The 13,957-nt window shown below is 43.5% G+C and carries 11 protein-coding genes; 8 read left to right on the forward strand and 3 right to left on the reverse strand.

Annotated elements, in window-relative coordinates; translation table 11 throughout:
- Nucleotides 1-67: 67 nt before the first annotated feature.
- From dnaB to I592_RS00190, 3 genes are all read left to right on the forward strand, one after another.
- Nucleotides 68-1,429 carry a replicative DNA helicase gene (gene dnaB, locus I592_RS00180; RefSeq protein ID WP_010782255.1) on the forward strand — a complete coding sequence of 454 codons (1,362 nt, stop codon included), beginning with the start codon at nt 68-70 and terminating at the stop codon, nt 1,427-1,429.
- Between the two features lie 264 nt (nt 1,430-1,693).
- A complete protein-coding gene (locus I592_RS00185) occupies nt 1,694-2,986 on the forward strand; it encodes an adenylosuccinate synthase (protein WP_010782254.1) in 1,293 nt (430 codons plus the stop codon).
- A gap of 74 nt (nt 2,987-3,060) precedes the next feature.
- A complete protein-coding gene (locus I592_RS00190; protein WP_010782253.1) occupies nt 3,061-3,930 on the forward strand; it encodes a DegV family protein in 870 nt (289 codons plus the stop codon).
- 80 nt (nt 3,931-4,010) lie between these two features.
- Here the strand turns inward: I592_RS00190 and I592_RS00195 are convergent, their stop codons facing one another.
- Entirely contained in the window at nt 4,011-4,904 is an 894-nt protein-coding gene (locus I592_RS00195; RefSeq protein WP_010782252.1) for a LysR family transcriptional regulator, read from the reverse strand.
- A gap of 122 nt (nt 4,905-5,026) precedes the next feature.
- Between I592_RS00195 and I592_RS00200 the strand changes: the two genes are divergently transcribed.
- A complete protein-coding gene (locus I592_RS00200; protein WP_010782251.1) occupies nt 5,027-6,667 on the forward strand; it encodes a malolactic enzyme in 1,641 nt (546 codons plus the stop codon).
- Nucleotides 6,668-6,681: 14 nt separating this feature from the next.
- Nucleotides 6,682-7,647 (forward strand): AEC family transporter, encoded by a 966-nt coding sequence (locus I592_RS00205; protein ID WP_010782250.1) that lies wholly within the window; start codon nt 6,682-6,684, stop codon nt 7,645-7,647.
- Nucleotides 7,648-7,714: 67 nt separating this feature from the next.
- Here the strand turns inward: I592_RS00205 and I592_RS00210 are convergent, their stop codons facing one another.
- Nucleotides 7,715-9,334 carry an ABC-F family ATP-binding cassette domain-containing protein gene (locus tag I592_RS00210; protein WP_010782249.1) on the reverse strand — a complete coding sequence of 540 codons (1,620 nt, stop codon included), beginning with the start codon at nt 9,332-9,334 and terminating at the stop codon, nt 7,715-7,717.
- Between the two features lie 139 nt (nt 9,335-9,473).
- On the opposite strand from I592_RS00210, the gene I592_RS00215 reads away from it, so the two are divergent.
- On the forward strand, nt 9,474-9,851 hold the full coding sequence (locus I592_RS00215) for a PTS sugar transporter subunit IIA (RefSeq protein ID WP_240318362.1): 378 nt from the start codon (nt 9,474-9,476) through the stop codon (nt 9,849-9,851).
- A 39-nt stretch (nt 9,852-9,890) separates the two neighbouring features.
- Here I592_RS00215 and spxB read toward each other — a convergent pair whose 3' ends face one another.
- Complete coding sequence (spxB, locus tag I592_RS00220; RefSeq protein WP_010782247.1) at nt 9,891-11,612, reverse strand: pyruvate oxidase; 1,722 nt, start codon at nt 11,610-11,612, stop codon at nt 9,891-9,893.
- A 224-nt stretch (nt 11,613-11,836) separates the two neighbouring features.
- On the opposite strand from spxB, the gene I592_RS00225 reads away from it, so the two are divergent.
- Nucleotides 11,837-12,655, forward strand: a complete 819-nt coding sequence (locus tag I592_RS00225; RefSeq protein WP_010782246.1) for a ZIP family metal transporter — start codon at nt 11,837-11,839, stop codon at nt 12,653-12,655.
- A gap of 234 nt (nt 12,656-12,889) precedes the next feature.
- Nucleotides 12,890-13,930 carry a zinc-binding dehydrogenase gene (locus tag I592_RS00230; protein WP_010782245.1) on the forward strand — a complete coding sequence of 347 codons (1,041 nt, stop codon included), beginning with the start codon at nt 12,890-12,892 and terminating at the stop codon, nt 13,928-13,930.
- The last annotated feature ends 27 nt before the right edge of the window (nt 13,931-13,957 follow it).

Here is a 13,957-nt window from a genome sequence, read left to right on the forward strand (position 1 = left end):
ATACTCTTTGTTGTATTTAGTGGATAGATTTTGTAAAATAGATGGACGAAGAGGAGCGTAAACAAACATGAGCGAAATGTTACAAGATCGTGTGCCGCCACAAAGTATTGAAGCCGAACAAGCGACGCTAGGCTCTATTTTTTTGGAGACAGATGCGTTGATTACGGCTATGGAGTACATAGTTCCAGAAGACTTTTACCGTCGCGGTCATCAATTGATTTTCCGTGCAATGATTCAACTAAACGACCGCAACGAAGCGATCGATGTAGTAACGGTGAAAGAATTACTAGAACAACAAAATCAGCTGGAAGATGCGGGTGGTTTAAGTTACTTATCTGAATTGGCTTTAAGCGTTCCAACGGCAGCCAATGTAGGCTATTATGCGAAGATCGTAGAAGAGAAATCTCTCTTGCGGAATTTGATTCAAACGGCTACGAATATCGTGACCGAGGGTTTCGAGCAAGGAGACGACGTACAAACGATTTTAGATGCTGCCGAACGGAATATCATGGAAGTATCAGAGCGACGCAATAAGAGCGGTTTTTTGACCATCAGTGAGGTGTTGAATACCGCGATTGAAAATATTGATCAATTAGCGAGAAATGATGAAGAAATTACGGGCTTGCCTACGGGCTATGCTGCGTTAGATAAAATGACTGCTGGATTACAGTCGGAGGAATTAATCATCTTAGCAGCGCGTCCGGCGGTTGGTAAAACAGCCTTTGCTTTGAACATCGCCCAAAATGTAGGCACGAAGACAGATAAAGCAGTTGCGATATTTAGTTTGGAAATGGGTGCAGAGTCACTTGTCAATCGGATGTTGTGCGCGGAAGGGTCTATTGAAGCGAGTCATCTGCGAACAGGACAATTATCAGAAGAAGAATGGCAAAACTTGATCGTTGCAATGGGGAGTCTATCTCGCGCCAATATCTTTATTGATGATACTCCCGGAATCAAAGTTTCTGAGATTCGAGCGAAGTGTCACAAGCTAGCCAAAGAAAAAGGAAACCTTGGCTTGATTCTGATCGATTACCTGCAATTGATCGAAGGAACAGGGCGTGAGAATCGACAACAAGAAGTATCCGAGATCTCACGTCAGTTGAAGAAGCTGGCAAAAGAGCTGAAAGTACCGATTATTGCCTTGTCTCAGCTTTCTCGTGGTGTTGAACAGCGTCAGGATAAGCGTCCGGTACTGAGTGACATCCGTGAATCAGGATCTATCGAGCAGGATGCGGATATCGTGGCTTTCTTGTATCGTGATGACTATTATGATCGTGAAGGCGAGGAAGACGAAGAATCTGCAGCAAATCGAAATGTGATCGAAGTAATCATTGAAAAGAATCGGAGCGGGGCTCGAGGGACTGTTGAGCTGCTCTTTATCAAGCAATACAATAAATTTTCTTCCTTATCGCCCAGAGAAGACTTTTAGCGCAAGTTTAAACCTTGCGCTTTTTTTGTTGGAAATTTCGCAGTCTAAACCGAAAGCGTGATCCCGTCTGCGTCTAACTCGAACCAGGCGGTAAAAGAAGGGATATCCGAAATTTAAATCATTTTTACGAATATTGAAAAATAATGTTCGTGATTTCGCCTGTTTTTATAATCTTTATATTCTAATATTCGAATTTTCATTGAAGTATAGGTTTATTCTTGATACAATGATTCAGGATTAAATAAAATTAAATGAGGTGTTCAGATGTCATCTGTAGTAGTTGTAGGGACGCAGTGGGGCGATGAAGGTAAAGGAAAGATCACGGATTTTTTAAGTGAGAATGCAGAGGTCATTGCTCGTTACCAAGGTGGGGACAATGCCGGTCATACAATCAAATTTGACAATGAAACATATAAATTGCACTTGATTCCTTCTGGGATTTTCTATAAAGAAAAAACAAGTGTCATCGGAAATGGCGTAGTCGTTAATCCGAAATCATTAGTAACAGAATTGGCTTATTTACACGAACGTGGGATCACGACGGATAATCTGCGTATTTCGGATCGTGCGCATGTGATTTTGCCGTACCACATCAAATTGGATCAATTGCAAGAAGACGCAAAAGGTGAAAATAAAATCGGTACGACGATCAAAGGGATCGGACCAGCCTACATGGATAAAGCAGCCCGTGTAGGTATTCGTGTGGCTGATTTATTGGATAAAGAAATTTTCGAAGAACGTTTGAAAATCAATTTAGAAGAAAAGAATCGCCAATTCGTTAAAATGTTTGACGATGAAGCGATGAGTTTTGATGATATTTTTGAAGAATATTACGAGTACGGACAACAAATCAAACAATATGTGACGGATACTTCCGTTATTCTAAACGATGCTTTGGATCAAGGAAAACGTGTATTGTTTGAAGGCGCGCAAGGCGTTATGCTGGATATTGATCAAGGGACGTACCCATTCGTGACCTCATCGAACCCAGTTGCTGGCGGCGTAACGATCGGCAGCGGTGTGGGGCCTGCGAAGATCGACAAAGTAGTAGGTGTCTGCAAAGCCTATACGTCTCGTGTGGGTGATGGTCCTTTCCCAACCGAACTTTCTGATGAAGTGGGCGATCAAATTCGAGAAGTCGGTCGTGAATACGGAACAACAACTGGGCGTCCGCGTCGTGTTGGCTGGTTTGATTCTGTAGTGATGCGTCATTCAAAACGCGTTTCAGGGATCACGAATCTATCTTTGAACTCCATCGATGTATTGAGCGGTTTAGAAACTGTCAAAATCTGTACGGCATATGAGTTAGATGGCGAATTGATCTATCATTACCCAGCAAGCTTAAAAGAATTAAATCGCTGCAAACCTGTCTATGAAGAATTGCCTGGCTGGAGTGAAGATATCACTGGTTGTCGTGATTTAGCAGACTTACCAGAAAATGCGCGGAATTACGTTCGCCGTATCTCTGAACTTGTCGGTGTTCGCATCTCTACCTTCTCTGTAGGTCCCGATCGGACACAAACAAACATTCTGGAAAGTGTCTGGGCACAAATCTAACATATTGTGAGACAAGCAACCAATTATCGAGTAAAATAGATTTACTACTAAGTGGGTGTTTGGAGGATTTTAAAATGTATCAGATTCTGACAGATTCATGTTGCGATGTGCCTTATGAAATACTGGATGAGAACAATGTTGATTTTATTTCGATGTATGTTTCAATAGATGGCAAGGAATTCGCTGATGACTTGGGTCGCAGTTTTAAAATCGATGATTTTTATCAACAAATCAAAGATGGCGCGATGCCAACAACATCACAAGTAAATGTTGGACGTTATGTAGAGTTTTTCCGCAGCTATGCAGAAAAAAATATCCCAATTTTGTATATTTGTTTCTCTTCAGGTATGAGCGGGTCCTATCAAAGCGCGATGCAAGCCGTCGCACTTTTAAAAGAGGAGCTGCCAGCGGCTGAAGTGTATGTCGTAGATTCCCTTGCTGCTAGCGGCGGTGAAGGACTAATGGTCTATGAAGCAGCAAAAAAGCAGCAAGCAGGAATGCCTTTAACCGAATTGCATCAGTGGTTAGAAGAGAATAAATTAACGTATCATCACTGGGTAACGGTCGATGATTTGCATCATTTGCAACGGGGTGGACGTATCTCTAAGACAAGTGCTGCGATCGGAGGATTGATGAATATCAAGCCGATCATTACCGTGGATGTTGCGGGCAAATTGCAAAATGTTGAAAAGGTACGAGGCCGTAAAAAAGCCTTGCAGCTAGTGGCTGACAAAATCGGCGAAGCGACAGCTGATCCAGCAAATCAAACGATTTTCATTACGACTAGTGGGGATCAAGAAGGTGCTGAGGAAGTGAAGCGTCATTTGGAAGAACGTATCCAACCAAAAGAAGTGCAGATTTTTCCTCTAGGAACGACGATCGCTAGTCATACAGGTCTAGGATGCATTGCTGTTTTTACACGAGGTGAAAAACGAAAGCAATAAACAAGAGAAAAGCTATTGGATTTTCTCAGATTGTAGACAATAGACGTCCCAAACTCGCAAATTGAGTTTGGGACGTCTTTTTATTCGCTATTTTGATGGCTGAAGTCGCGGATCAAGTCAATTAATTGTCCCCGTAGTGTTGAATTCAACACTTGCTCTCGTTGGACAAGCGAGATGATAAATGACGGCTGCGGCTGATCGGTGATAGGGATCATGACTAAATGATCGTCGGGTGAAATAGCCAATTCTGCTAAGAAACCAATGCCGATCTGTTCACGGATCATTCCTTTTAAAATGTTCAAATTACTATTTTGATAAATGATTTGAGGATCAAAATGCGCCTGTTGCGCCATTTTTTTGAAGGCGGTCGGATGGACGTAATGTTCATTCAGGAGAACGAAGGGTTCATCCTTTAGTTCTGAAAAGGCGACTTCTTTACGTTGTGCCAGAGGGTGATTTGGACTGACGACGATCATAAATTTCTTTTCGATCAAAATCTCACTAGTCAAATCATCGTCACGAATCGGTTGGGTGGAGCCAAGTAAAGCGAGATCGATCTTTCCCCGACGTAAAAGACCATACAGGTCTCGAGAGCCGCCGTCCACCAGATGAATATGACTCATCAGGTTATTCTTAAAAAGGTAAGAAGACAGCTTTGGAAAGTAAAAGTTTCCGATGATCGGCGGTAGGCCAAAATCCAAAGTTTCTTCTTTTAAGCGATCGATTTCAGTAACTGCGATCGTGACTTCTTTTAAAATGTTTGAGATATGGCGAGAAAGAATGAGCCCGGACTGCGTAATGATCAATTGTTTGTGGGATTGATCCCGATAAACCAATTCTGTGCCCAGCTCTTCTTCTAATCGTTTTACCGCATAGGTGATGGTAGGTTGACTAACGTGAAAGGCATTCGCCACTTTTGTAAAGTTCTTTTCACGGACTAAGCGTTGAAAATATTCTAGGTCTTTAAAGTTCATAACAATCTCCTTTTGTGAAAACAGCGTATCATATAAGTAAAATTTATCCCAAGCTTTTGTTTTGACTATAGACTGTAAAAGCGTGTATCGTCCTAACTGTAATCAATAAGGAGGAGTACACTATGACAGGCATTGAAATTTTAAACAATCCATTTTTAAATAAAGGAACCGCATTTACCAAAGAAGAACGGAAGCAATACGGGTTGACTGGGATGCTGCCATCAAAGGTTCAGACATTAGACGAACAGGCAGAACAAACCTATGGTCAATACCAAAGCAAAACAACGAACTTGGAAAAGCGCCTATTCTTAATGGAAATCTTCAACACGAACCGGACGCTGTTTTATAAGTTGATGGGGCAGCACGTCGTTGAATTCATGCCGATCGTTTATGACCCAACGGTAGCGGATTCGATCGAACAGTACAATGAGTTGTTCGTTGAACCGCAAAATGCCGCATTTATCTCCATTGATGACCCAGAAAGCATCAAAGAGAGCTTGAAGAATGCTGCTGCTGGACGTGACATTCGATTGATCGTTGTCACTGACGCAGAAGGAATTTTAGGAATCGGCGACTGGGGCGTGAATGGTGTCGATATCGCCATTGGTAAGCTGATGGTGTACACCGCAGCTGCTGGCATCAATCCTTCGCAAGTATTACCTGTCTCGATCGATGCCGGTACGAACAATCAAGAATTATTGAGTGATCCATTATATTTAGGAAATAAACATGAACGTGTGTATGGTGACACGTACTACGAAGTGATCGATCAATTCGTAGCAGCCGTCGAAGAACTGTTTCCAGAAGTCTTGTTGCACTGGGAAGACTTTGGTCGGTCCAATGCAGCCACGATTTTAGAGAAATATCAAGACAAAATCACTACGTTCAATGACGATATTCAAGGAACTGGGATCGTTGTTCTAGCAGGTGTCTTAGGTGCTTTAAACATTTCTCAAGAAGAGTTGACCAAACAAACGGTGATGACTTTTGGTGCGGGTACTGCAGGCGTTGGGATCGCGAACCAATTGATGGATGAAATGAAACGTCAAGGGTTATCAGAAGAAGAAGCACGGAAACACTTCTATATGGTAGATAAACAAGGGGTGCTTTTTGAAGATACGGAAGAGCTGACAGAAGGACAAAAAGCATTTGTTCGTCAACGCAGTGAATTTTCAAATGCGGAGGAATTAACCAATCTTACAGCGGCGGTCAAAGCGATCCACCCAACAATTATCATTGGTACATCTACTCAACCAGGTGCCTTTACAGAAGAAATCGTACGAGAAATCGCGGCGAATACCGATCGTCCTATTATTTTCCCATTGTCTAACCCGACGAAATTAGCAGAAGCAACTGCGGAAGACTTGATAAAATGGACCGATGGAAAAGCCTTGATCGGAACTGGGATTCCGGCTGATGATGTGAAATACAATGGTGTGACGTACCAAATCGGTCAAGCAAATAATGCGCTGATGTATCCAGGCTTAGGACTTGGGATCATTGCTTCTACTGCGACACGCGTAAATGGTGAGATGCTCTCACAAGCCAGCCACGCATTAGGCGGGATCGTTGATACGAGCAAACCAGGTGCAGCCGTATTGCCGCCTGTGTCTAAATTAACTGAATTTTCTCAAACGATCGCTGAAGTCGTAGTGAAAAGCGTCGTTGATCAAAAATTGAATAAAGAAGAAATCAAAGACATCAAACAAGCCGTAGAAGATATGAAATGGTATCCAGAATACCAACCGCTTGATGTTGATTAAGAGGAGGAAAAAAGATGATTTTCTTTCAATCGATTCAAAGTGTATTAAGCATCATTCTTATGATTGCTTTAGGCTATATATTAAAAAGGCAAGGCTGGTTTGATGAAAGCTTTGGTAAAAGTATTTCATCTTTGATCACACGCGTGGCGTTGCCAGCTTCGATCTTTGTATCTGTGTTAAAGAACTTAACGAAAGAAAGCTTGTTCCAATTATCGGGTAGTTTGATCTATCCGGTTGGAGCAGTGATTATTTCTTATATTTTGGCCTATGCTTTGGTCAAAATATTGAAGATCCGTCCAGGGCGTCGCGGGATATTTATGAATGCGGTCGTCAACGCAAACACGATCTTCATCGGCTTGCCATTGAACATTGCCTTGTTCGGTGAAAAAGCGTTGCCTTACTTCTTGGTGTATTACGTGACGAACACCGTCTCCACTTGGGCATTTGGAGTATTCTTGATCTCAAACGATGACCCAACGAAGGTCAAGGGCGAAAACAAAGCCAAATTAAACTGGAAGAAATTATTGCCGCCACCTTTATTAGGATTTATTGTAGCGATCGTCTTCTTATTAATTGGCATCCCTGTGCCCGGATTCATCAATGCCACCCTTGGGTATGTCGGAAGCATCGTAACCCCGCTGTCCCTGCTTTATATTGGTATCGTTTTGTATGATGCTGGATTGAAGAGTATTCGATTCGACCGGGATACGGTTGTTGCTCTATTAGGACGGTTCGTTTTAGCACCGGCTGTGTTGATTGCCTTGATTGCGATCGGCTCAAATTTCTTCGGTGCAAACTTAGCGCCATTATTGAAACAAACATTGGTCGTACAATCTGCGACTCCAATGCTGGCAGTATTGCCGATCTTAGCAAATGAAGCCCACGGCGACGTTAAATATGCCACCAACTTAGTTACAACAAGTACGATCTTATTCGTAGTCGTTGTGCCGATCTTGATGGAATTAGTTCAATTTATCTAAGCTGTCAGAAGAAGCAAAAAGCATCCGCGAAAGTTTCGCGAATGCTTTTTTGGTGTCTGGATTTTTCTTAGTACAATTGGCTCAATTGTTTTTGAACTTCTGGATTTTCTAAGAATTCATCGTACGTCGTTTCTGCACGGTCAACGACCCCATTTTCAGAAATCGCAATGATGCGATTGGCGATCGTTTGAATGAATTGGTGGTCATGAGAGGCGAATAAAAGCGAGCCTTTATACGCAATCAACCCATCATTCAATGCAGAGATAGATTCCAAATCTAAGTGATTAGTTGGATCATCTAAGACTAAGACGTTTGATTTAGAGAGCATCAGTTTTGAAAGCATGCAGCGAACTTTTTCGCCCCCGGATAAAACATTCACGGGCTTCATCACTTCATCTCCAGAAAACAGCATCCGACCTAAGAAGCTGCGCAGGAAGGTGTTGTCATCTTCTTCTTTGCTGGCATATTGACGCAGCCAATCAAGAATCGGCATCGTGCTGTCAAATTCTTTTGTCGTGTCTTTCGGCAAGTAGGCTTGGCTGGTCGTTACACCCCAACGCACAGACCCTGTGTCGGGTGTGAGATCCCCCATGATGACTTTAAATAGCGTAGTAGTTATTAAGTCATTCTCAGCGACAAAGGCCACTTTATCGTCACGGTTCAACGTGAAAGAGATGTTGTCTAGAATTTTTTTGCCATCGATCGTCACACTGACATTATCGACTTGCAATAAGTCATTCCCGATTTCTCGTTCAGGTTTGAATTGTACGAATGGGTAACGACGTGACGAAGGCTGAATGTCGTCTAATGTGATCTTGTCCAACATTTTCTTCCGTGAAGTCGCTTGTTTAGACTTGGATGCATTGGCACTGAATCGTGCGATAAAGTCTTGCAATTCCTTGATTTGTTCTTCTTTTTTCGCATTTTGCTGCGACTGTAATTTTGTTGCTAATTGGCTTGATTCCAACCAAAAGTCGTAGTTTCCGACATACAATTTGATCTTGCCGAAATCTAGGTCCGCCATGTGTGTACATACTTTGTTCAAGAAGTGACGGTCATGGGAGACAACGATCACGGTATTATCAAAGTTGATCAGGAATTCTTCCAACCAGTTGATGGATTGGATATCCAGCCCATTCGTTGGTTCATCTAGTAATAGAACATCTGGTTTGCCGAAAAGGGATTGTGCTAGCAAGACTTTTACTTTTTGGCCAGCCGTTAATTCGCTCATTTTTAATTGATGCAAGTCTTCAGGGATATTCAATCCTTGCAGTAGGACAGCTGCTTCAGGCTCTGCTTCCCAGCCGTCAAGTTCAGCGAATTCCCCTTCCAGTTCTGCTGCACGAATACCGTCTTCATCAGAAAAATCTTCCTTCATATAAACGGCGTCTTTTTCCTGCATGACTTGGTATAAGCGTTCGTGGCCCATGATGACTGTTTCAAGAACCGTGTACTCTTCAAAGTCAAAATGATTTTGCTTTAACACAGCCATTCGTTCATTGGGTCCTAAAGTAATAGAGCCGGTAGAAGGCTGGATATCGCCTGCTAAAATCTTAAGAAAGGTTGATTTGCCGGCACCATTGGCTCCGATCAACCCGTAGCAATTGCCGGGAGTGAATTTAATATTTACGTCGTCAAATAATTTACGGTCAGGAAACTGTAAACTAACGTCATTTACTGTAATCAATGATTTTCCTCGCTTTATCAGTATTGGCGCAAGGCCTCTTTGCATTATATCGGGGAACATCTGAAGTTTCAAGTCAACCGTTAAGAATTTACTTGGGATTTAAAATAGGATAGACTTGGCAATGAAGGGATGTGTCAGTATGATCGGGATAATTATCGCGACCCACGACCATTTAGCGGACAGCCTGTTAAAAACGGCTGAATCTATTTTGGGCGAACAACAGGGTGTGAAAACGATGAATATAGAACCGGGCGCCACTGGTCTGCAAGAGAAGATCGAGGCGTTTGCCAAAACGTTCTTGGATGAAGTGGATGAGCTCGTTTGGCTTGTAGATATGTTCGGCGGCACGCCATTTCGTTACGCCAGCTATTGTGTGATCAATGATTCGCGGCAGTATTTGGTGACAGGAGTCAACTTGCCGATGGTCTTGCAGGCGTTGGTGAATCAAGAGTTACCGGCAGATGAATTGACGAAGCAATTGGAAATAGAAGCAAAACAAACGATTCGTAGAATGTAAAAAAGGATGTGCCCAAATTTTTGGCACATCCTTTTTGCTCTATTTCAAGAGTTCACGCAAGGTCGGCATGTCGTGAACGTGATATTTTTCTTTGAAAGCTGTGATTTGTTCTGCTGAGAATTTTTCGTGTTCTAATTCTAGAGCTTCGACTGGCAATGGACGTTCGTCTTTGATCTTGATATCGATCACGACGGGCCGTTTGCTTGCTTTCGCCGCTGTGAATGCAGGCTCTAGCTGGCTGTACTCAGTGATCGTAAAGCCATCTGCGCCCATTGCTTCACCGACTTTCCCGAAATCAGCCCCTTCTAGGAAGACACCAAATTTTTGCTGCTCTGTATCTTCTTGCTCGGCTTCAATGAAGCCAAAGGCATTGTTTGAAAAGACTACGTTGATGATCGGCAGCTCATATTTTACTTGAGTGATGATGTCTTGCATTTGCATCGCAAATCCGCCGTCACCGCTGAAGGTAAAGACTTGTTTGTCTGGATAGGTCAATTGAGCGGCGATTCCTCCTGGAACCCCATTTCCCATTGTAGCAAACCAGCCAGAGGTCGTGTATTGCTGTTCGCCGTTCATTTCCAAGTGACGGATCGTATTCACCGTGACATTCCCTACATCACTAACGAAGACCGCATCCTCTTCGGCGATGCGATTGATTTCTTTAAAAACAGGCTCTGCGCGTAATGGGGTAGAGTCGTCATCATAGAAGCTCTTGCGCCAAGCGTGCCAGTTGCGGATATTTTCTTGATTTGCTTTGAACCAGTCATCTGCTGGACGTGCTTCGCCAAGTTCTACCCAGCGGCGAAGGGCCGTCGCACCGTCACCTAAAACAGAATAATCCACATTGTGGCGACGACCGAATTTAGAAGCATCGATATCGACTTGGATAAACTTCGCTTCTGGGTTGAAGAAGTAGCGTCCAAATGGGAAATCACTGCCGACAAAGACGATCAAATCGGCATCCGCCAACGCTTCATTGGCCGGTTTGGTTGCCACACGTGCCGCAAAACCTAAAAAGTTTTCATATAAATCTGGGACGATCCCTTTTGCTAAAACAGCCGCTGCGACCGGCATTGAAAAATGTTCAGAGAAGGCTTTGATGGCATCAAAGCCGCCGCGCACGCCTTGTCCAATGTAAAGAACAGGCTGTTTTGCTGCTTCGATTGCTGGCAATGCGGCCTTCAAGTCTTCCTCATCAGGAAGGATGACACCTGTTTTATGATTTTTCGCAGTGGCAACTTTTGTGTCTTCGATGTCTTCAAACCCGTAGTCTACAGGAATCGTGACAACAGCCACACCTTTATTTTTGTAAGCGGCTTTGATTGCTTCATCAATGACATGAGGCAAGCTTTCCGGCGTCATAACGGTCCGGTTATAGACACTGACATCGGCGAACATGGGGTTTTCATTTAATTCTTGGAAAGCATCATAGTTCATAGAAGTAGAGGCAACCTGTCCTAACAGAGCCAAAACTGGGACATGATCCATTTGCGCGTCATACAAGCCATTGATCAAGTGACTAGCACCTGGTCCCGCAGACCCGAAGACGGCACCGACTTTCCCTGTTAACTTAGCATCTGCTGCTGCGGCAAGAGCACCCGCTTCTTCATGACGTACTTGGATATACTTAACCGTTTCGCGTTCGTGATAAAGAGCGTCCATTGTTGAGTTGAATGATCCACCGGGAATTCCGTAGATATGATCAATTTCCCAAGCTTCTAAAACATTGACCATAGCAACGCCTGCGTTGATTTTTGACATTTTATTCACTCGCTTTCTTTTCGTAAGTTTCCTACCCAAAAAGTATAACGCGTCTTAAAAGAACCGGCAAAGAATGTGTCTCCGAAAGACGTTTACAGGGTTGCCTAAAACATGATATGGTTAATGGGAATAAACGTTTTCATGGCAAGGCAGGAAATAGGTGTTCCTGCTTGCTGTAGGAATGTGGGATAGGCATCAAAGAGGAATCAAATGAGGAGGCCGTTATGATTGAGTGGCTATTAAGCTTAGATGCTTGGCAACAGGCATTAGTAGGGACATTGTTCACGTGGGGAATGACCGCATTGGGAGCAGCGCTGGTGTTCTTCTTTAAAAATATTAATCGGAATGTATTAAATTTGATGCTGGGCTTTGCTTCTGGCGTGATGATCGCAGCGAGTTTCTGGTCGCTGCTAGATCCGGCTATCGTGGCCGCAGAAGAGAATGGATCGATCCCCTGGTTAGTCGTTAGTCTAGGGTTTGGCTTGGGCGGTTTTTTCTTATATCTCGCGGATAAAACGATTCCCCATATGCATTTTGGGCCAAACAAAGAAAAAGAAGGGTTGCCGAGTCATTTAAAGCGGACGATCTTGCTCGTGTTTTCCATCACTCTGCACAATATTCCAGAAGGTTTAGCTGTGGGAGTTGCTTTCGGAGCCGCAAGCGAGGCAGCCAATCCAACAGCCGCTGTTCTAGCAGCGATCTCCGTCTCATTAGGGATCGGGATTCAAAACTTTCCAGAAGGCGCGGCCGTATCTATTCCTTTGAGGCAGGAAGGCTTGAGCCGCACACGGTCTTTCCTTTATGGGCAAGCATCCGGTCTTGTCGAGCCGATCGCGGCGGTGATCGGGGCGCTTTTAGTAACAAGCGTCGAGCCGCTGTTACCTTATGCGTTATCCTTTGCGGCGGGGGCGATGATCTATGTTGTCGTAGAGGAGCTGATTCCTGAAGCACAGGCGACGACGGATAGTAAACATCATTATGGTGTATTCGGTGCAATGTCAGGGTTCATAATCATGATGATTTTAGATGTAGCGTTGGGCTGATTAACCAATAGTTTCTTAAAGTCATGGAGAATTTTCTCTGTGGCTTTTTTTGCGTCGCAAGAATGAACAAACAAAAATGAAGTCTTTTTTTTGTTCATTCTTGCCAAGATAGACAGCAAAAAATTACTAAAAATCATTGGTAGCGCTTTCTTAGTTGCGGACAAACGCTTTATTGCATACTTTTGGCATAGTTCTTGCTAGGTAATAAAGTGAAGAATAAAAAGGAGTGATCAAATGAAAGCAGAAGTGTTATACGGACCGGATGACGTTCGATATGAGGATGTCGAAGAACCTTCGTGTCCGTCCGATGGCATCAAAGTGAAAGTGATCGGTTGTGGAATTTGTGGTTCTGATTTACGGACATACGGTGGAGGGTCCAAAAATTCGATTTTACCTGCGATCTCGGGGCATGAGATTGTAGCGGAGGTTATTGAAAGCCAGTATGATCGCTTTCCGGAAGGGACCAGGCTTTCTATTGCGCCTGTAATTGTCTGCGGAGAGTGTTGGTATTGTAAAAATGGCATTCAAAATTTATGCGACAACATTCGAATGATCGGAACAGCAGAAGGGATCGCCGGCGGTTTTGCAGAATACATCGCATTTCCAAAAGAAATTATTGATCATGGCTGTTTTAATGCTATTCCTAAAGATATCGATCCTATTGATACGGTCATTGCTGAGACGGCCTCGTCGGTTTTATGCGCGCAGATCAACACAAACATCGTGATGGATGATTTGGTTGTGGTCATTGGCGCTGGAACAATCGGTTGTTTACACAGTGAAATCGCGAAGATACGCGGCGTCAAAGAGGTCGTGATTGTAGAAATGAATAGTGACAAGGCGGAGCTTGCTAGGAGTCAAGGATTTGATAATGTTCTCAACATGAGCAGTTCAGATCCTAAATTAAAAGAACTTGTTTTAGAAAAAACAGATGGAAAGGGAGCGGACGTTGTTATCAGTGCCTGTCCAGCAGGGCAAGCACAAGCAGATGCGGTGGATCTGGCACGCAAACGGGGGAAAGTCATATTGTTTGGCGGGATTCATCCATCTAGTGCAAAGCTGTTAGATACAAATGCGATTCATTACAAGGAGATCATGGTATATGGAGCCTCTGCTTATTCGCCGGAGATCAATCGGAAGGCGCTTAATCTAGTATTGAACAAGCAATTGGATTCCAAAAAATTTATTACGCACAACTATGAATTGAAAGACTTGGCCCAAGGATTTGCGGACATGCGTGCTGGAAAAATGATCAAAGGAGTCATCATTCCATAGTCAAAAGCTGTTTTTCAGGTAAAAAAG

The organism is Enterococcus gilvus ATCC BAA-350 (genome assembly GCF_000407545.1).
GTDB classification, from domain to species: domain Bacteria; phylum Bacillota; class Bacilli; order Lactobacillales; family Enterococcaceae; genus Enterococcus_A; species Enterococcus_A gilvus.